The 19,144-nt window shown below is 70.9% G+C and carries 19 protein-coding genes; 3 read left to right on the top strand and 16 right to left on the bottom strand.

Annotation, left to right across the window (positions count from 1 at the left end):
• The first annotated feature begins 109 nt into the window (after positions 1–109).
• Complete coding sequence (locus tag ABT008_RS24620; protein WP_350698821.1) at positions 110–1,546, top strand: gamma-aminobutyraldehyde dehydrogenase; 1,437 nt, start codon at positions 110–112, stop codon at positions 1,544–1,546.
• 4 nt (positions 1,547–1,550) lie between these two features.
• Positions 1,551–2,858, top strand: coding sequence for a 4-aminobutyrate--2-oxoglutarate transaminase (gabT, locus tag ABT008_RS24615; protein WP_350698819.1), 1,308 nt, complete (start codon positions 1,551–1,553; stop codon positions 2,856–2,858).
• A gap of 88 nt (positions 2,859–2,946) precedes the next feature.
• On the opposite strand, the gene ABT008_RS24610 is transcribed toward gabT, so the two are convergent.
• The 16 genes from ABT008_RS24610 to ABT008_RS24535 all read right to left on the bottom strand — a co-directional run bounded on the left by ABT008_RS24610 (position 2,947) and on the right by ABT008_RS24535 (position 18,309).
• Positions 2,947–3,627 carry an RlpA-like double-psi beta-barrel domain-containing protein gene (locus tag ABT008_RS24610; RefSeq protein WP_350698817.1) on the bottom strand — a complete coding sequence of 227 codons (681 nt, stop codon included), beginning with the start codon at positions 3,625–3,627 and terminating at the stop codon, positions 2,947–2,949.
• 121 nt (positions 3,628–3,748) lie between these two features.
• Complete coding sequence (locus ABT008_RS24605; RefSeq protein ID WP_350698815.1) at positions 3,749–4,384, bottom strand: M15 family metallopeptidase; 636 nt, start codon at positions 4,382–4,384, stop codon at positions 3,749–3,751.
• A complete protein-coding gene (locus tag ABT008_RS24600) occupies positions 4,381–5,508 on the bottom strand; it encodes a D-alanine--D-alanine ligase family protein (RefSeq protein ID WP_350698813.1) in 1,128 nt (375 codons plus the stop codon). The genes ABT008_RS24605 and ABT008_RS24600 overlap by 4 nt, the downstream gene beginning before the upstream one ends.
• Positions 5,505–6,572, bottom strand: coding sequence for a threonine ammonia-lyase (locus tag ABT008_RS24595; RefSeq protein ID WP_350698812.1), 1,068 nt, complete (start codon positions 6,570–6,572; stop codon positions 5,505–5,507). The genes ABT008_RS24600 and ABT008_RS24595 overlap by 4 nt, the downstream gene beginning before the upstream one ends.
• Positions 6,524–7,663, bottom strand: coding sequence for an acyltransferase family protein (locus ABT008_RS24590; RefSeq protein ID WP_350698811.1), 1,140 nt, complete (start codon positions 7,661–7,663; stop codon positions 6,524–6,526). The genes ABT008_RS24595 and ABT008_RS24590 overlap by 49 nt, the downstream gene beginning before the upstream one ends.
• A gap of 166 nt (positions 7,664–7,829) precedes the next feature.
• On the bottom strand, positions 7,830–8,888 hold the full coding sequence (locus tag ABT008_RS24585) for a sensor histidine kinase (RefSeq protein ID WP_350698810.1): 1,059 nt from the start codon (positions 8,886–8,888) through the stop codon (positions 7,830–7,832).
• Positions 8,885–9,550, bottom strand: coding sequence for a response regulator transcription factor (locus ABT008_RS24580; protein ID WP_350698808.1), 666 nt, complete (start codon positions 9,548–9,550; stop codon positions 8,885–8,887). The genes ABT008_RS24585 and ABT008_RS24580 overlap by 4 nt, the downstream gene beginning before the upstream one ends.
• A 279-nt stretch (positions 9,551–9,829) precedes the next feature.
• Positions 9,830–10,141: a helix-turn-helix domain-containing protein gene (locus tag ABT008_RS24575; protein ID WP_350698807.1), complete on the bottom strand. Its 312-nt coding sequence runs from the start codon at positions 10,139–10,141 to the stop codon at positions 9,830–9,832.
• Positions 10,138–10,530: a type II toxin-antitoxin system RelE/ParE family toxin gene (locus tag ABT008_RS24570; protein WP_350698805.1), complete on the bottom strand. Its 393-nt coding sequence runs from the start codon at positions 10,528–10,530 to the stop codon at positions 10,138–10,140. Before ABT008_RS24570 ends, ABT008_RS24575 begins: the two co-directional genes overlap by 4 nt.
• 46 nt (positions 10,531–10,576) lie before the next feature.
• The gene (gene speB / locus ABT008_RS24565; protein ID WP_350698804.1) at positions 10,577–11,590 is read right to left on the bottom strand and encodes an agmatinase; all 1,014 of its coding nucleotides are present in this window, start codon (positions 11,588–11,590) and stop codon (positions 10,577–10,579) included.
• Complete coding sequence (locus ABT008_RS24560; protein WP_350698971.1) at positions 11,587–12,789, bottom strand: saccharopine dehydrogenase family protein; 1,203 nt, start codon at positions 12,787–12,789, stop codon at positions 11,587–11,589. Before ABT008_RS24560 ends, speB begins: the two co-directional genes overlap by 4 nt.
• Positions 12,789–14,207: an NAD(P)/FAD-dependent oxidoreductase gene (locus tag ABT008_RS24555; RefSeq protein ID WP_350698802.1), complete on the bottom strand. Its 1,419-nt coding sequence runs from the start codon at positions 14,205–14,207 to the stop codon at positions 12,789–12,791. Before ABT008_RS24555 ends, ABT008_RS24560 begins: the two co-directional genes overlap by 1 nt.
• The gene (locus tag ABT008_RS24550; protein WP_350698800.1) at positions 14,204–15,037 is read right to left on the bottom strand and encodes an ABC transporter permease; all 834 of its coding nucleotides are present in this window, start codon (positions 15,035–15,037) and stop codon (positions 14,204–14,206) included. Before ABT008_RS24550 ends, ABT008_RS24555 begins: the two co-directional genes overlap by 4 nt.
• The gene (locus ABT008_RS24545; protein WP_350698798.1) at positions 15,034–15,948 is read right to left on the bottom strand and encodes an ABC transporter permease; all 915 of its coding nucleotides are present in this window, start codon (positions 15,946–15,948) and stop codon (positions 15,034–15,036) included. The genes ABT008_RS24550 and ABT008_RS24545 overlap by 4 nt, the downstream gene beginning before the upstream one ends.
• Positions 15,949–15,970: 22 nt before the next feature.
• Positions 15,971–17,122, bottom strand: coding sequence for an ABC transporter ATP-binding protein (locus ABT008_RS24540; RefSeq protein WP_350698969.1), 1,152 nt, complete (start codon positions 17,120–17,122; stop codon positions 15,971–15,973).
• Between the two features lie 2 nt (positions 17,123–17,124).
• The gene (locus ABT008_RS24535; RefSeq protein ID WP_350698796.1) at positions 17,125–18,309 is read right to left on the bottom strand and encodes a polyamine ABC transporter substrate-binding protein; all 1,185 of its coding nucleotides are present in this window, start codon (positions 18,307–18,309) and stop codon (positions 17,125–17,127) included.
• 205 nt (positions 18,310–18,514) lie between these two features.
• On the opposite strand from ABT008_RS24535, the gene ABT008_RS24530 reads away from it, so the two are divergent.
• On the top strand, positions 18,515–19,027 hold the full coding sequence (locus tag ABT008_RS24530) for an Lrp/AsnC family transcriptional regulator (RefSeq protein WP_350698794.1): 513 nt from the start codon (positions 18,515–18,517) through the stop codon (positions 19,025–19,027).
• Positions 19,028–19,144 lie beyond the last annotated feature (117 nt).

Below are 19,144 nucleotides of genomic sequence, written 5' to 3'. Positions count from 1 at the left end.
GAAACGGTCGCGCTAGACCTTGTCTGCCGCGAATTCAGTAGCGAAGATGGCACGAAGATTGCGATAACCGCCGCAGCGCGACCCCCGGACCCCTCGGAGTGATCCAGTCATGAGTGACCAGCAGAAGCTGCGCAACTTCGTCAACGGCGAGTACGTCGAGCCGGCCGACGGCGGCTACGCCGACCTGATCGACCCGTGTACCGGGGAGGCGTTCGCCCAGGCCCCGGTCTCCGGTGCCGCCGACGTCGACGCCGCCATGAAGGCCGCCGCGACCGCCTTCGAGAGCTGGCGGGACAGCACCCCGGCCGAGCGGCAGAAGGCACTGCTCAAGCTCGCCGACGCGGTCGAGGCGCGGGCCGCCGACCTGGTCGACGCCGAGGTCCGCAACACCGGCAAACCCCGGCAGCTCACCGCCGACGAGGAACTTCCGCCGGCCGTGGACGAGTTCCGCTTCTTCGCCGGGGCCGCCCGACTGCTGGAGGGGCGGTCGGCCGGCGAGTACATGGCCGGGCACACCTCGTACGTGCGGCGCGAGCCGATCGGGGTCTGCGCCCAGGTCACGCCCTGGAACTACCCGCTGATGATGGCGGTCTGGAAGATCGCCCCGGCGCTCGCCGCCGGCAACACGGTGGTGCTCAAGCCGTCGGACACCACGCCGGTGTCGACGCTGCTGCTGGCCGAGATCGCCGCCGAGTACCTGCCGCCGGGCGTGTTCAACGTGGTCTGCGGCGACCGGGACACCGGCCGGGCCCTCGTCGCGCACCCCACCCCGCAACTGGTGTCGATCACCGGCTCCACCCGGGCCGGCATGGAGGTCGCCGCAGCCGCCGCCCCCGACCTCAAGCGCACCCACCTGGAACTGGGCGGCAAGGCACCGGTGGTGGTCTTCGACGACGCGGACGTCGCGGCGGCGGCCGAGGCCATCGCGACCGGCGGCTACTTCAACGCCGGCCAGGACTGCACCGCCGCGACCCGCGTGCTCACCGGCCCCGGCGTGCACGACGACTTCGTCGCCGCCCTGACCGAGCAGGCCCGCAACACCCGCACCGGCGGGCCGGACGACGAGGACGTGCTCTACGGCCCGCTCAACAACGCCAACCAGCTCGCCCGGGTACGCGGCTTCGTCGACCGCCTGCCGGATCACGCCGCCGTGCAGACCGGTGGCGCGCAGGTGGGCGAGCGGGGCTACTTCTATGCGCCCACCGTCGTCTCCGGCCTGCGCCAGCAGGACGAGATCATCCAGGACGAGGTGTTCGGGCCGGTCATCACCGTGCAGCGGTTCTCCGACGAGGACGAGGCGGTGCGCTGGGCCAACGGGGTCGACTACGGCCTGTCCGCCTCGGTCTGGACCCGGGACCACGGTCGGGCGATGCGGATGACCCGGCGGCTCGACTTCGGCTGCGTCTGGGTGAACACCCACATCCCGTTCGTCTCCGAGATGCCGCACGGCGGGTTCAAGCACTCCGGGCACGGCAAGGACCTCTCGGTCTACAGCCTGGAGGACTACACCCGACTCAAGCACGTCATGCACAACATCGAGGGCTGAGCCGGTGAGCGTCGGAAACGAGCCGGGTACGGTGCCGCCGACACCGTCCTCGGACGATCTGCACAAGCGGCGGGGCGCCGCCGTGGCCCGGGGCGTTGGAAGCGTGATCTCCTCCTATGTGCACAGCGCCTCGGGCGGCACCGTCACCGACGTCGACGGTCGAGAGTGGATCGACTTCGCCGCCGGCATCGCCGTCACCAACGTCGGCAACTCCGCGCCCCGAGTGGTCGAGGCGGTACGCGCCCAGGTCGAACGCTTCACCCACACCTGCTTCATGGTCGCCCCGTACGAGTCGTACGTGGCGGTCTGCGAACGCCTCAACGCGCTCACCCCGGGCGCCTTCGAGAAGCGGTCGGCGCTGTTCAACTCCGGTGCCGAAGCGGTGGAGAACGCGGTGAAGATCGCCCGGCACGCCACCGGGCGACCGGCGGTGGTGGTCTTCGACCACGCGTACCACGGCCGGACCAACCTGACCATGGCGTTGACCGCGAAGAACATGCCGTACAAACACCGGTTCGGGCCGTTCGCCGGTGAGGTCTACCGGGTACCGATGTCGTACCCGCTGCGGGACGGCGGACTCGACGGCGCCACCGCCGCCGCACGGGCCATCGAGATGGTGGAGAAGCAGGTCGGCGCGGAGAACGTGGCCGCGCTGCTGATCGAGCCGATCCAGGGCGAGGGCGGCTTCGTCGTACCCGCACCGGGGTTCCTGCCGGCGCTGCGCACCTGGGCGACGGCGGCCGGGGTGGTCTTCGTCGCCGACGAGATCCAGACCGGCTTCTGCCGCACCGGCGACTGGTTCGCCTGCCAGCACGAGGGCGTCGAGCCGGACCTGATCACCCTGGCCAAGGGCATCGCCGGTGGACTGCCGCTGGCCGCCGTGACCGGGCGGGCGGAGCTGATGGACGCGGTGCACGTCGGTGGCCTCGGCGGCACGTACGGCGGCAACCCGATCGCCTGCGCCGCCGCGCTGGCCACCATCGAGACCCTGCACGAGCTGGACCTGGCCGCCGCCGCCTGGCGGATCGGCGCGACCATGACGGCTCGACTGCGCAGCATCGCCGCACGCGATCCCCGGATCGCCGAGGTACGCGGCCGGGGCGCGATGCTCGCCGTGGAGTTGGTGCAGCCGGGCACCCTGACCCCGGACCCGGCTGCCGCGTCGGCGATCTCGGCCGCCTGCCACGCCGCCGGTCTGCTCACCCTCACCTGCGGCACCTACGGCAACGTGCTGCGCTTCCTGCCCCCACTGGTGATCTCCGACGCCGACCTCACCCGCGGGCTGGACATCCTCGACGCGGCCTTTGTGTAAGGAGGGGTCCCCTGCTAACGCCTCGTGCATAGCAGGGGACCCCTCCTAACAGCTCAGCTCAGCGCAGCTCAGCTCAGCTCAGCGCAACTCAGCGCAGCACCTCGACCACGTTGTTGCGGACGAGGTTCTTACCCGGCTCGCGGATCTGCTCCAACGCGGCGGAGTTGAGCAGCACACAGCTCGCCGACGGGCCGGTCACCGTCACCGTGACTGCCCGGTCGTTGTCCAGGTTGGTCACCCGCAGCCGGGTGCCGACCGGGAACCGGTCGCTGGTCGCACCCGGCCCGGCCGCCTCCTCGAAGAAGGTGATCGGGCCCGGGCAGGCCGACGCCGTGCCGGGTCGGGCGGCCGGCGGGGAGAACGAGCCGGGCCGGTCGGCGGGCCCGCCCGGCGCTGCCGTGTCCGGCCGCGCCGCCGGGCCGTCCAGGCGCTCCACGAGGTTGCGCCGGATGACGTTCCGGCCCGGCTCGCGGACCAACTCCATGGCGGCGGAGTTGAGCAGCACGCAACTGCCGGACGGTCCGACCACGGTCACCTCCGCCGACTTGTCGTTGTCCAGGTTGGTCACCCGCAGCCGGGTGCCGACCGGGAACCGGTCGCTGGTCGCGCCCGGCGCGCCGCCCTCCGCCGAGAATGTGATGGAGCCGGGGCAGGCGCTGCGCCCGGTCGGGCCGCTGTCGGCGAACCCGAGCCCGGTGCCCACCGCCACGGTCGCCGCGGCGACCACCGCCACCCCCGCCGCCAACACGTGCTTCCGTTGCAGCCTCACCTGTCGCCTCCCGTACTCACCGCCTGCGTTCAGGTGTCGGTACGGCCTGGGAGCGCTATCCAGTTCACCGGCGTGACGCGTATCGAAAACAAAGTTTCGGATGAACTCTGCGGCATGCCGGTCACACCGGTCCGTAACAGGTGTGCGGGGCTCCGGTCAGCAGCGCCCAGTACCGATCCCCGTACGACCAGTGCCACCACTCGGTCGGGTAGTTGACCATCCCGGCGCCGGTCAACGCGTCGACCAGGATGCGGCGGTTCCGGCGGGCCGCCTCGCCGATCGTCGGCGCGGCGGTGAAGCAGGCGTTCCCGCTCGCCTCCGGGGTGGCGTCGACCGCCGTACCCATGTCCACCTCCACCCCGTCGGCGGTGCAGAGCGTCAGGTCCACCGCACCACCGGTGCTGTGCGGCGCGACCTCGACCGGCGAGACGAACTTCGTGGTCTCCTCGTACACCCGCTCCGGCGACCAGTCGGGATGCGCCCGCCGCAGCTCGTCGTGATAGCCGGAGAAGATCTCCAACTGCACCCGGTACGGCCGGTAGCCCTCGATCACCAGCAGGCGCAGCCCGTCGGGAAGCGCGTCCTGCGCGGCCAGCAACCGCTCCGCCACCCCCTTGCGCAGTCGCGCGTACGCACCCTCGGGGTCGGCCGCCCGCCCGTCCAGCCGCAGTTCCGGTATCCCGCGCAGGTCGACGAGGGGCTCACCGTCGTCCGCGCCCGGCACCGCCGCGACCCGTGGATCACAGAGCAGGATCACGGCACCTCCCCCGTGCCGCCGGGCCGCTCCGCGTGCCGGCTGATCGCCAACGCGACGAGCCGGTCCACGATCTCCCGGTAGCCGACGCCGCTCTCCGCCCACACCTTCGGGTACATCGAGTGCGCGGTGAAGCCGGGCATGGTGTTCAGCTCGTTGACGTACAGTTCGCCGGCCTCCTCGTCATAGAGGAAGTCGACCCGCGCCAGCCCCCAGCCGCCGATCGCGGCGAACGCCCGCAGCGACAACTCCCGGATCCGCTCGGTCACCTCGTCCGACAGCACCGCCGGGACCACCATCGGGTCGCTGTCGCCGAAGTACTTCTGCCGGTAGTCGAACCAGCCACCGGTGACCGTGACCTCGCCGACCGCCGACGCCTCCGGCCGGTTCCCACCGAGTACGCCGCACTCCAGTTCCCGCGCGGTGACCCCCTGCTCCACGATGACCAGGTTGTCGTGTCGCAGCGCCTCCTCGACCGCCGCCGCCAGGTCGTCGCCCTCACCGACCCGGGAGATCCCGATCGAGGAACCCATCCGGGCCGGCTTGACGAACAGCGGCCGGCGCAGCCCGACCACCAGCTTCTCCGGGTCCTCGGCGGCCCGGTAGGTCGGCGCGTCGAAGGAGACGTACGGCGTGACCGGCACCCCCTCGGCCCGAAGCGCCCGCTTCATGGCCACCTTGTCCATGCCGACCGCCGAGGCGAGGATGCCGCAGCCCGCGTACGGCACACCGAGCGATTCGAGCAGCCCCTGCACCACACCGTCCTCACCGAACGGGCCGTGCAGCACCGGGAAGACCACGTCCAACTCGGCCTGCACCGCACCCGGCGGGTCGGCCGCGGTCACCAGCGCGGTGCCGCGCCGCCACCCGGCCCGCAACTCCACCGCCGGGCCGGTCACTGTGAACCGGTCGTCGATGGCCCGTTCCCCGCCGGTGCCTTCCAGGAACTGACGTAACACGTCGTCCGGCATCAGCCTGAACCGACCGCTGCGGGTCACCCCGATGGCGACGACCCGGTACCCGCCGCCGGACAACGCCCGGGCCACCCCGAGCGCCGAGGCGCAGGAGACGTCGTGCTCCGCCGACGGCCCACCGAACAGAATCCCGATCCGAACCTCTGCACTCATACCGCCACTCCTTCTCTTGGCAGGACCGGGGTCGCCAGCCGGGCGACCAGGTCCGCTTCCACGTTTCCGCCGGTCAGCACCACGCCGACCGTGCGCTGTCGAGAGCCGTCTCCGGGTACGACGACCGGTGCGGCGGAGCCGACGATGACGCGCGTCGCACCGTCGGCGGCCAGGCTCAGGGCACCGGCCAGACCGGCCGCGCCGGAGGGCTCGGCCAGCACCTTCAGCTCCATCAGGAGCAGCCGGAACGCCGCCGCGATCTCGTCGTCGTCCACCCGGATCACGCCGCGCAGGCGGGTCCGCAGGATGTCGAAGGGCAGCTCGCCGACGCAGGACGGTCGCAGCCCGTCGGCGATCGTCGCCGCCGGCGGGACCGGCGTCGGTCGACCGGCGACCAGGCTGTGCGCCAGGGAGTCGCAGCCGACCGGCTCCACGCCGTACACGTCGATGGGCCGGTCGGCGGCGGCCAGGCAGGCACCGGCGACGCCGCCGCCCCCACCGACCGGCAGGATCAGCGTGTCCAGCGGGGTGCCCGCCCGCTCGGCGTCCTCGATCAGTTCGAGGCTGGCGCTGCCCTGTCCCGAGATCACGTCCGGGTGGTCGTACGCGTCGACGATCGGGTGACCGGTCTCGTCGCTGATCCGGCGCGCGACCGCCAGCCGTTCCTCCACGCTGGAGCCGGCGAGGACCACCCGGGCACCGGCCCCGCGGGCCCGTGCCACCTTCGACGGCGTCGCGTCGACCGGCAGCACCACCGTGGCGGCCATCTCGTGCCGACGGGCCGCCAGGGCGACCGCGACGGCGTGGTTGCCGGTGCTCTGCGCGACCACACCGCCGTGACCGGCGGCCGCGAGGCGCCCCACCGCGTACAGCCCACCCCGCATCTTGTACGAGCCGCCGGTCTGCAGGTTCTCCGCCTTGAGCAGCACCTGCGCGCCGACCAGCCGGTCGATCACCGGGGACCGCAGCAGCGGGGTACGCAGCACCTGGCCGTCGAGCCAGCGCGCGGCCGCTGTCACGTCGACCGTTCGCCGATCGGGTTCGGCGGCATCGGTGTGGGACATGTCGTCTCCCTTGTCGAGTCGATCGGCGCGCGGCGAGCCGGCAGGTCGAACAGCCAGGTCGCGCGCGCCGCCAGCAACGCCCGGTGCAGGCCGAGGCTGAGCGCCAGCACCAGGACGGTGAGCGAGAACGGGTAGCCGAAGGCCAACGCGAGCCGGGCGGAGTCACCCAGGTCGGCGATGGGTTCGGCGATCAGTCGGTGCAGGAGTGCCAGCACCGGCATGTGGATCACATAGATCGGCAGCGTCTGGCGACCGAGAGCGGCGAGCGGCTCGCGGATCAGCGGCCACCGTGCCAGTTGCACCGCCAGGGCGACGCCGACCAGCACCGCGACGACGGAGACCAGCGGCGTCACCCCGGGCACCTGCCCGGCTCCGGTCACCCGCACGGCGGCCAGCACGGCGAGGTACCCGCCGGCCGCCAGCAGCAGACGCCCGGTGGTCACCCCCGCCGACCAGCGCTGCACGTACCGGCGCAGGTGCAGGCCGGCGAGGAAGAACACCAGGTTCTGATAGAGCCCGCCCCGGTTGCCGGGGGTGTCGAGCAGCCCCACCGCGGCGACCGCGCTGAGCGCACCCGCCGCGGCCAGCAGCAGCGCCGGGTGGACCCGCCGCAACGCCTTGGCGAGTACGAAGTAGAGCGCCAACGCGTACAAGTACCAGAGGTTGGACGGGGTGACCGTCAGCTGTGCCAGCAACTCCCCCGGGTTTGTCGCCCGGTCGGTCGGGAAGCCCGGCGCGAGGGCCAGCAGGGCGGTGTGGATCAGCAGCCAGATCACGTACAGGTAGAGGAACCTGGCGATGCGCGGGCGGCCGACCGCCCGCCACGGGCGTTGCACGGCGGTGGCCGCGAACATCCCGGAGATGGTGAAGAACAGCGGCATCCGCATCGGCAGCAGAAGTTCGCCGAGCGTCCCCCAGGCGCCCGCCACCGGCACCTCCAGCCGCCAGTCGATCTGGAGGTAGTCCTTCATGATCACGTGCCAGAGGAGGACCAGCAGGATGCAGCCGCCCTTGGCGACGTCCGCCCAGTCCAACCGCCCGCCGCTCGGGCGGGCGCCGGTGGTGGGCGCGACCAGCTCAGGAGTGCGCACAGGGTCTCCTCATCCGACGAAGGACGGACATTTCGCGCAGGCGAAAGGTGATGCTCCGGACGAAACGACGATTGCCAGGGGTGAAGCGTTCACTGTGGAACGAAGATTGGTGTGACCTATGCCGATGGATTCGTCACCGAGGTGACGGGACGACGGTCTCGTCGGCTCAGGGCGCGTGGGGTAGCTGGACGTCGACCCGCAGTCCGCCGTACTCGGCGGGGCGGGCGGCGATCAGCCCGTCGTGCGCCTGGGTGATCGAGCGGGCGATGGCCAGGCCGAGACCGGCACCGCCGCTCTGGTTGGTGCGGTCCCGGGCCAGCCGGCGGAACGGCTCGAAGAGCCCGGACACCGCCTCGGCCGGCACCACCTGGCCGGTGTTGACCACGGTCAGCGCCGGGTTGCGGCCGACCGTGACGCTGATCGCGCCGCCCCGGTGGTTGTACTTGATCGCGTTCTCGATCAGGTTGGTGACCAGGCGTTCCAGCAGCACCCGCTCACCCATCACGGTCCGGGGCTCCAGGTGGGTGCTGACGGTCACCTCGGCCTCGGTGATCCGGTCCTGGTACGCGGCCAGCACCTCCTTGACGACCTCGTCGAGGCGCTGCGGCAGGCGGGACCGCAGCCCCTGGTCGCTCTCGCTGAGCGCGAGGAGTCCCTCGATCAGCCGTTCGTTACGCTCGTTGGTCTCCAGCAGTTGGCCAGTCACCAGCTCCAGCTGCTCGCCGCTGAGGGAGCGGGCCATCCCGACCTCGATCAGCGTGCGCTGCACGGCCAACGGCGTACGCAACTCGTGCGAGGCGTTCGCGGCGAACCGCCGCTGCCCCTCGTACCCGGCGGCGATGCGCTCCATCATCTCGTCGAGCGACCGGGCCAGCCGGGCCACCTCGTCGTTGCCGCGCATCCGGATCCGGTAGCCGAGGTTCTGCGGCCCGACGTTCGAGATCGGACCGGCGAGGTCCCGGACCGGACGCAGGCACCAGACCGCAGCGGCCCAGATCGCCGCCACCGCGAGCAGGAACACGACCAGGCCCAGCAGCGGAAGCGCGAGACCGGTGAGGCCCCGCGCCGGCTCACACACCAACCCGCCGCCGGGCAGCCCGCTGGAACAGAGCCCCCGGACCCGCCACCACAGCTCGCTCACCACCGACACGGTCAGCCCCGGCAGGGCGTACCCGGCGATCAGGGCGACCACGCCGACCAGCACGATCCTGCGACGCGGGGTCACGACGCGGCACCGATCCGGTAACCGGCCCGGGGCACGGTGTGGATGACCTGAGGCGTACCGAGCTTCTTCCGCAAGGTCATCACGGTGACCCGGACGGTGTTGGTGAACGGGTCGGCGAACTCGTCCCACGCCTGCTCCAGCAGCTCCTCCGAGCTGACCACCCGCCCGTCCGCGCGCATCAGCACATGCAGCACGGCGAACTCCTTCGGGCTCAGGCTGACCGACCGGCCGTCCCGGGTGACCGAGTGCCGCGCCACGTCCAGCGCCACCCCGTGCTGCTCCAGCACCGGCGGCACCGCCGGCGCGGACCGCCGACCGAGCGCCTGCACCCGGGCGACCAACTCGGCGAAGGCGAACGGCTTGGTGAGATAGTCGTCGGCGCCGAGCCCGAGCCCCTCCACCCGGTCCCGGATGCCGGCGGCGGCGGTGAGCAGCAGCACCCGCGTACCGGAACCGGACCCGGCCAGACTGCGGCACACCTCGTCGCCGGTGTGGCCCGGCATGTCCCGGTCCAGCACCGCCACGTCGTAGCGGTTGACCCCGATCCGCTCCAACGCGCCGTCACCGTCGTAGCAGACGTCCACCGCCATCGAGAGCCGCCTGAGGCCCTCGGCGACCATGTCCGCCAGCAGCCGCTCGTCGTCCGCCACCAACACCCGCACGCTCTTCGCCCCCGTGGTCCGTCGTTTGCCGGGCATACGTTCGCAGGCGGAAGATAAGGGTTTCGTAAGTGCCCGCCGCAGCAATACTCCACGTCCACGACGCCACTACAAACGGCGGCGTGCGCCAACCGCCCCCGCGCGCCTGATCAGTACTTACGTCCCGCCCCCACCCCCACCACGTGACAGAACGTGACCCACCTCACGCTCGCAAGGGCATGCGCGATCCAGTGGACGACCCCACTACGGCTGCGGAACGGGCCCACCGGGCACCAAGGTTGTTCAGGCGATCTGACGAAGATCGTTGCCGTAGTCGAAGATGATGCGAAGCCGGGCTCCGAGCGCGTTGGCGTACCGACTCAACGTGGCGACCTCGTTGACGTCGAGGTCGCCGTTCTCGATCTGGCTGACCCGCCCTGGGGTCACTCCCATGAGCTCGGCCACCTCTCGCTGCGTGAGCCCGAGCCGCTTGCGTTCCTCAGCGAGGTGATAGGCGCTCACCCACGCCTCGGTCCTGGCACGCTCCTCGTCGTGGGCGGCGTCGTCACCGCCGAGCTCCGCACGCACCTCGTCCCAGTCGTGGAACTCGGTCACGATTCCCCCCTACGCTCGTACTCGCTGTCGAGCCACGCCTTGTAGGCCAGCTCGGCCAACGGGATGTTCTCCTTGTACCACTGCGTCCAGTTGTGCGCCTTGTTACCGGCGACCAGAAGCACCGCCTGCGACCATGGATCGAAGACGAACAGCACACGAATGGCGACATCCCGACCCGACCTCGGTCGCAACTCCTTCAGATTGCTGACGCTGCTCCCCCGAAGCGTGTCAACGAGGGGGCGCCCCAACCCCGGCCCGATCTCCGCCAACATGTCCACGGCCACCCGGACACGTTCGTAGGTATCCGAGTCGTCCCGACGGAGATCCTGGAGCCACCGGCGGACCTCTCCCGTGACTCGGACCTGCCAACGGCGGCGACCAGAACCCATGGCAGAACTATAGCCCGAGCTAAACCCAGCAAGGTGCCGTCGCGGGTCAGCGGCGGTCGAGGAGGGGTTGGGTGGGGTTCCAGGGTGGGCCGCCGGCGGCGTCGCGACGGCGGCGGGCGATGGCCGACAGCGCCTCCAGCACGACCCGGTTGCCGAGGTACGCGGTGATGTCGGCGTGGTCGTACGGCGGGGCGACCTCGACCACGTCCACCCCGACGACGGGGAGTTCGTAGCAGACCCGACGGACCGCGTCGAGCAGTTGTCGACTGGTGAAGCCGCCCGGTTCGGGAGTGCCGGTGCCGGGGGCCATGCCCGGGTCGACCACGTCCACGTCGACGGAGAGGAAGACGCCCTCGCACTCGTCGGTCGCGATGCCGAACGCCTCGGTGAGGCAGTCGTCCAGGCCACGGGCCACGATCTCGGTCATCTCGTACGAGCGCATCCGCTGCTCGGCCATCCAGGACAGGGTCGAGGGGCCCGGCCAGTAGCCGCGCAGGCCGATCTGGAGGAACCGGTCGCCGCGTACCGCGCCGGACTCGATCAGTCGACGCATCGGCTGGCCGTGGCCGTGCAGCGAGCCGAACTCGATGTCGCCGGTGTCGGCGTGCGCGTCGAAGTGCACCAGCGACACCCGGCCCAGCCCGTGGTGCCGGGCTACCCCGGTGGCGTCGGGCAGGGCGATGGAGTGGTCGCCGCCGAGGACCACCGGGATCGCACCGGCCGAGGCGACCGCGTACACGGCGGTTTCCAGCGCGGACAGCGACCGTTCGATGTCGCCGGAGAACATCTCGACGTCACCGGCGTCGTAGACGCACATGTCGCGCAGCGCGTCGACGCGCAGCGCCAGGGACGGGCGGGAGCCGTCGTGCGGCAGGTAGCACGCCTGCCGGATGGCGGACGGGCCGAACCGGGTGCCGGGGCGGTGCGAGGTGCCGCCGTCGAAGGGCGCGCCGATGATCACCACGTCGGCGTCGGCGTACGTGACGGGCTCCTCGATCGTGCAGGGCGGTACGCCGAGGAACGTCACGTCGGGGCCGTACATCGGGCCGTACCGGGTCATCGTTCCGCCATTCCCCACGGCGAGCCGTACGCGGTGAGCAGGTCGAGGAAGGGCTTGGGCGGCAACGCCTCCGGACCGAGCACCCCGCTGCCCGACCACACGCCGTCGGCCAGCAACTCCAGGGCGACGACCGGGTTCACCGCGGTCTGCCAGACCACCGCCTGGTGGCCGTACTCGCGCATCGACCACTCGTTGTCGACCACGTGATAGAGGTAGACCCGGCGCGGCTGACCGTCGGTGCCGATGCCGGTGACGTACGTGCCGGCGCAGGTCTTGCCGCGCATCCGGTCGCCGAGCGTGGCCGGGTCGGGCAGGCAGGCGGCCACCACGTCACGCGGCGACACCGACACCGGGCCCACCCGCACCGGCTCGGTCGCGGCGAGACCGAGTTTGTGCAGCGTCTTGAGCACCTCGATGAACTCCGCGCCGAGGCCGTACTTGAAGGTGACCCGCTTCGCCCGGACCCAGCGCGGGATCAGCAGCACCTCCTCGTGCTCCACGTTGACGCACTCGACCGGCCCGATCCCCTCGGGGAAGTCGAACACCTCCGGCTCGCTGAACGGCTCGGTGGTGAACCAGCCCCGGCCGGCCTCCCAGATCACTGGCGGGTTCAGGCACTCCTCGATGGTGGTCCAGATGGAGAACGACGGGGCGAAGTCGTAGCCGTCGACGGTCAGGTTCGCCCCGTCGCGTACCCCGATCTCGTCGATCTCGCGGAACAGCTCGTCAGCGGCGTAGCGGGCGAAGACGTCGGAGAGGCCGGGTTCGACACCGATGCCGCACAGCGCCAGCCGCCCGGCCGCCGTCCACTGGTCGGCCGCCGCGAACTGCGCGTCGCCGAGCATGACGCCGGTCTCCTGGTGGGGACGGGTCGGGTGCGGACGGGACAGCGACATCGCCATGTCGAGGTAGTCGGCGCCGGCCGCGTACGCACCGTCGAAGATCGGCATGACGAAGCGTGGGTCGACCGCGTTGAGCACGTGGGTGATCCGGTGTTCGCGGCAGAGTGCCGCGACCGCCTCGGCCGAGGCAGCGTCGACGCCGGCGGCGACGAAGCGGGCGTCCCGTCCGGCGACGGCCCGCGCGGCGCGGGTCTCGTCGTGGTCGGCGACCACCATGGTGTCGAAGAAGGCACGTCGGGCCGCGATGGCGACGACGGCGGAACCGACGCCTCCGGCCCCGATCAGCAGCACACGCATCACGAGTCGAACCCCAGACCGAAGCGATCGAGCGTACGGAGCCACAGGTTGCGCCGCCCCTGAGCGGCGTCGGCCCGGGCCATGGACCAGCGGGTGAGCCCGATGCCGACTGCGCGGGCCGGTTCGGGCGGGAACGGCAGTGGACGGCTGCGGACCAGGTCGAGCCGGGTCAGCGGGCTGTCCACGCCGTCGAGCAGGTCGAGCATCACCCGGGCACCGAACCGGGTCGCCCCGACGCCGAGCCCGGTGTACCCGGCCGCGTACGCGAGCCGACCCGAGTACGCCGTGCCGAAGAAGGCGCAGAACCGGGTGCTGGTGTCGATCACCCCGCCCCATCGGTGGCTGAACCGGACGTCGGCGAGCTGCGGGAAGGTGGTGAAGAAGTGGCGGGCGAGGGCGCTGAAGGTGGCGTCGCGCTGTTCCAGTGCCGGCGTCATCCGGTTGCCGTAGTGGTAGACCGCGTCGTAGCCGCCGAACAGGATCCGCCCGTCGTCGGTGAGCCGGTAGTAGTGGAACTGGTTGCCGGTGTCGGCCAGCCCCTGCCGATTGCGCCAGCCGACGGCGTCACGTTGCGCGGGCGTCAACGGCTCGGTCGTCAACGCGTAGTCGTACACCGGCACGATCCACGTGCGCAGGCGGCGCAGCAGCGGCGGGAACGCATTGGTGGCCAGCACCACCTTGGCGGCACGGACCGCCCCGGGACTGCCGTCGGCGGCGACGGTGCGCGCCAGCAACGCGCCGGTGTCCCGGTACAGGCCGGTGACCCGGGTGTGCTCGTGCACCCGTACGCCGAGGTCCACGCAGGCCCGGCGCAGTCCCCAGGCCAACCGCGCCGGGTCGAGCATCGCCACCCGGTCACGGTCCCACAGTCCGCCCAGGTACGTCGGCGAGTCGACCTCGGCGCGCACCTCGTCGGCGTCGAGCAGGCTCACGTCGTGCCCGTACCGCCCGGCCAGCGCAGCGTCGGCGGCCAGCCCGTCGAGCTGGTACGGCTCGACCGCCACCGACAGTTCGCCGGTCCGCGCGAAGTCGCAGTCGATCCGGTGCTCCGCCACGGTCGCGGCGATCGCGTCCAGGTTCTCCCGGCCGAGCCGCTCCAGCGTCCCGATCTCGTCCGGGAACCGCTGCACCCCGTTGGCCAGCCCGTGCGTCAACGAGGCGGCGCAGAACCCGCCGTTGCGCCCGGAGGCCGCCCAGCCGCAGGTGCCCGCCTCCACCAGCAGCACGTCCCGCGCCGGGTCGGCCTGCTTGGCCAGCAGGGCGGCCCACAACCCGCTGTAGCCGCCCCCGATCACCAGCAGGTCGGCGGTGGTCGGGCCGGGCAGCGGCGGCAACGGGTCGGGGCGTTCCGGCCGGTCGAGCCAGAACGGCGCGCGTACCGCGTCGGCCAGCGCCCGGCCGGCGGATGGCCCGGTCATGACCGGCTTGTCGCCCGGACAGCCGGCACCGCGATCGCCGCCCGGCGGGCCCGTCGCCCCCGCAGCATGCTGGCCAGCACCAGCAGCAACGCGATCGCGAACATGGCGGTGCCGATGACGTTGACCTGCGGCGGGATGCCCCGCTGGGCGGCACCCCAGACGTACATCGGGAACGTGACGGTGGTGCCGGAATTGAAGTTGGTGATGATGAAGTCGTCGAAGCTGAGCGAGAACGCCAGCAGCGCGGCGGCCACGATGCCGGGCAGCACCAGCGGCAGTGTGATGCGGCGGAACGTCTGCCACTCGCTGGCGTAGAGGTCCATCGCGGCCTCCTCCAGCCGCCGGTCCATCCCGGCCAGCCGCGCCTTGACCGTCACCACCACGAACGACAGGCAGAACATCACGTGCGCGATGACGATGGTCCAGAAGCCCAGCGGCACCGCACCGGCGACGAAGAGGGCCAGCAGCGAGGTGCCCATCACCAGCTCCGGCGTGGCCATCGGCAGGAAGATCAGCACGTTGAGCCCGGACCGTCCCCGGAACCGGTGCCGGACCAGCGCGAACGCCATCAGCGTGCCGAGCGCGGTGGCCGCGACGGTGGCGATGAAGCCGATCTGCACGCTGCGGACCACGGCGTCGCACATGTCGGAGGTGGCGCACGGGTTGCGCCAGTTGTCGAGCGTGAACTCGTGGAAGTCGTAGGAGAGCCGGTTGGAGGGGCGGTTGAACGACAACGCGCCCACCACCGCGATCGGCAGGAACAGGTAGCCGAGCACCAGCAGGGCCACGCCCATCACCCAGTGCTGGGCGAACCACCGGGAGATCTTCACAGCACCTCCTCGGTACCGGCCCGCCGCAGATAGACGAAGACCACCGCGAGGATCGCCGACATCAGCAGGAACGACAGCGCCGCGCCCTGGGGATAGTCCAGCCGGACCAGGAACGCCGAGTCGATGACGTTGCCGATCATGTACTGGTTGGGCGTGCCGAGCAGTTCGGCGTTGATGTAGTCGCCGGTGGCCGGGATGAAGAACAGCAGCGTCCCGGCGATCAGGCCCGGCATCGACAGCGGCAGGGTGACCCGCCGGAACGTCTTCAGCGGGCTGGCGTACAGGTCGCTGGACGCCTCCAGCAGCCGGTAGTCGAGCCGCTCCAGGCTCGCGTACAGCGGCAGCACCAGGAACGGCAGGAAGTTGTACGTCAGGCCGAGCACCACCGCGATCGGGGTGGCCAGCAGCCGCCCGTCCGGACCGAGCAGGTGCACGTCCCGCAGCAGCCCGACCAACCAGCCGTTGTCCGACAGGATGGTCTTCCAGGCCAACGTACGCACCAGGAAGCTGGTGAACATCGGGGCGATCACGCAGACCAGCAGCAGGTTCTTCCACCGGCCGGCCTTCTGCGCGATCGCGTACGCCAGCGGGTAGCCCATCAGCAGCGCCAGCACCAGGGCGATGCCCGCGTACAGGAACGAGCGGCTGAACTGCGGCCAGTACGTCTGCAACGCCACCGGGTAGTTCCCGAACGCCCAGGTCATCGCGTACCCGGTGGAGAGCGTGCCGTTCGGGTCATAGAGGCTGGCGGCGGCGAGCTGCACCAGCGGCAGGGCGAAGAAGAGGAGCAGCCAGGCCGCGCCCGGCAGCAGCAACAGGTACGGCAGGAGGCGGTACCGCCCCGATCGGGCAGCCGGCGGCGGCGACGCCGGCTGCCCGGAGCCGGTGGGTACGTGGGCCAGCGCGCTCACGCCGTGGTCTCGCTTCGCTGGCTCATGAGGACGCACCGACCGGCTCGTCCAGAACCGGAGTGGTCCGGTCCTCCTCGTCGGCGCGGCGACCGAGCAGGAAGGCGTGCTGCGGATCCCAGTACGCCACGGCCCGCTCGCCGACGGCGAAGCGCTGCTGCGCCCCGCTGTTGGCGACGAAGACGCTCAGCTCGGTGCCCCAGCCGGTGCGCAGCAGGTACTGCGTGCTCACCCCGACGTAGGAGGCGTCGGTGATGGTGCCTTCGAGGTGCTGGTTGCCGGCGGGCACCTGCACGGCGGCCCCGACCAGGTGCAGTTTCTCGGGGCGTACGCCCAGGAAGACCGGCCCCTGGTCGGCGCGGGCCCGCGCCGACGGCACGGAGAACCGCGCGCCGTGCGCGGTGACCAGGAGGTCGTCGCCGTCGGTGCTGGCGACCTCGCCCGCGATCAGGTTGGACTGGCCGAGGAAGTTGGCCACGAACGCGGTCGCCGGGAACTCGTAGATCTCGGCGGGTGGGCCGAGTTGCTCGATCCGCCCGGCGTTCATCACCGCGACCGTGTCGGCCATCGTCATGGCCTCCTCCTGGTCGTGGGTGACGTGCACGAAGGTGATGCCGACCTCGGTCTGGATGCGCTTGAGCTCGATCTGCATCTGCCGGCGCAGCTTGAGGTCGAGCGCGCCGAGCGGCTCGTCCAGCAGCAGCACCTGCGGGTGGTTGATCAGTGCCCGGGCCAGCGCGACCCGTTGCTGCTGCCCACCGGAGAGCTGGGCCGGGCGACGCCGCTCGTACCCGTCGAGCTGCACCAGCGACAGCATCTCGCGGACCTGCCCGTCGACCGAGCGGATGCCGCGCCGCCGCAGGCCGAAGGCGACGTTCTCGAAGATGTCCAGGTGCGGGAAGAGAGCGTAGCTCTGGAACACGGTGTTGACCGGCCGCTTGTACGGGCGCAGCCGGGCGATGTCCCGGTCGCCGAGCAGCACCTGCCCGCTGGTCGGCTCCTCCAGCCCGGCGATCATCCGCAGCGTGGTGGTCTTGCCGCAGCCGGACGCGCCGAGCAGGGCGAAGAACGAGCCCTGCGGAATGGTCAGGCTCAGGTCGTCGACGGCGGTGAACGGGCCGAACGTCTTGGTGAGGTTGGCCAGCCTCAGGTCGCCGGCCGGAGTGTCCCGCGCCATCGTCACGCTCCGATAACCTGCTGGAACTTGGTCTCGTACTCGCGCTCCTGCTGCTCGTCCAAGGCCATGAAGACGCGGGCCTTGGAGAGGATCGCCTCGTCCGGGAAGATCAGCGGGTTGGCGGCCAGCTCCGGGTCGATCTTCTCCATCTCCTCCTGCGCGCCCTGCACCGGACAGATGTAGTTGACGTATGCGGCGAGCTGGGCGGCGATGGCCGGTTCGTAGTAGTGGTTCATCAAGGCCTCGGCGTTGCCCTTGTGGGTCGCCTTGTTCGGCACGAGCATGTTGTCCGACCAGAGCGTCACTCCGGAGTCCGGCACCACGAACTTGATCTGCTCGTCGTCGAAGCCGAGCTGGATGATGTCGCCGGACCACCCGATGCACGCCGCGATGTCGCCCTTGGCCAGGTCGGGGGCGTAGTCGTTGCCGGTGAACCGGCGGATCTGCCCGGAGCTGACCGCCTTCTTGAGCTTGTTCAGGGCGTCGTCGAACTGGTTGGCGGTGAAGTCGGCCGGGTTGTGACCGTTCGACATCAGCAGCAGCCCCACGGTGTCGCGCATCTCGGTCAGCGCGGTCACCTTGCCCTTGAGGTCGGGGCGGGTGAGCAACTCATCGACGGTCCGGATCTCCTTGGTGACCCGCCCGTTGTACGCCAACCCGGCCAGGCCCGACTGCCACGGGACGGCGAGGTGGTTGTCCACGTCGAAGGGGCGGTTCCGCAGCGACGGCAGCAGGTTCGCCTCGACGTTGGGCAGCTTCGACTTGTCGAGCCTCTGGATCCAGCCGAGCCGGATCATCCGGGCGGCCATCCAGTCGGTGAGCACCATGACGTCCCGCCCGGTGCCCTGACAGGCGGCGAGCTGGTTCTGCACCTTGCCGAAGAACTCGTTGTTGTCGTTGACGTCCTCGGTGTACGTCACCTGGATGCCGGAGTCACCGACGAAACTGTCGAGGCTGGGGCGCTTCGACGCGTCGTCGTCGTCGACGTCCATGTATTGCGGCCAGTTGGAGAAGGCGAGAGTCTTCTCCGTGCCGGACAGGTCCTCGCTGACACAACCGGCCTCGGTCTGCTGCGCGCCGGGGGTGCCGCAACCGGCGAGGGTGCCACCCGCCGCGAGCAGCGCGGCCGAGCCGAGGGTGCCGGTGAGCAGACCACGCCGGGTGAGGGGCCGGTAAGCGTTTCGCATGTGACGACTCCTACAGGTCATCGTCGGCGGCGGGACGGGGGTGGGCGCGCCGACGGGAGGGTCAATGGCGATGGACGACTGATCCTGACATGAGGAAACCTCGCTCACAAGGGATTCCGTAGCCGCAATAGCCGTGGACGACGAATTACGCCAGACTGCGCGGTGGCGTTAGGCTCAGCGCCGTGATGGACATGGGGAGCGCTCGATGACGAACCGGCAGCAGGACAACGCCACCGGCGGACGCCGGGTCAGCGTGCGGGAGGGCGCCAGCCACGTCCTGCTCGACGACGTGGCCAAGCAGATCATCGAACAACTCCAGGAGGACGGCCGCCGCCCGTACGCGACCATCGGCAAGGCGGTCGGGCTCTCCGAGGCAGCGGTACGTCAACGCGTACAACGGCTGCTCGACGCCGGGGTGATGCAGATCGTCGCGGTGACCGATCCGCTCCAGCTCGGCTTCCCCCGGCAGGCCATGATCGGGCTGCGCACCGACGGCGACCTGGAGAGCGTGGCGGACCGGCTCGCCGAACTCGACGAGGTCGACTACGTGGTGATCACCGCCGGCTCCTTCGACCTGTTGGCCGAGGTGGTCTGCCGCAACGACGAGCACCTGCTGGAGATCCTGCAACGGCTGCGCGCGGTCTCCGGAGTGCTCTCCACCGAGGCGTTCGTCTACCTCAAACTCCGCAAGCAGACCTACAGCTGGGGCACCGCCTGAGTGTGCGCCCCGCGCACCCCCGCCGCTGGTGCCGTTGGTGATCGCGGCCCGGTCGGCGTCGGTCAGCGGGGCGTCGTCGTCGCGGCTGACCACGACCACGGCGGCGGCGACGTCGCT

Origin of the sequence: Micromonospora sp. NPDC002389 (assembly GCF_040296095.1) — a bacterium.
Classification (GTDB): Bacteria; Actinomycetota; Actinomycetes; order Mycobacteriales; family Micromonosporaceae; genus Micromonospora.
This window is presented reverse-complemented; position numbering and strand designations above follow the sequence as displayed.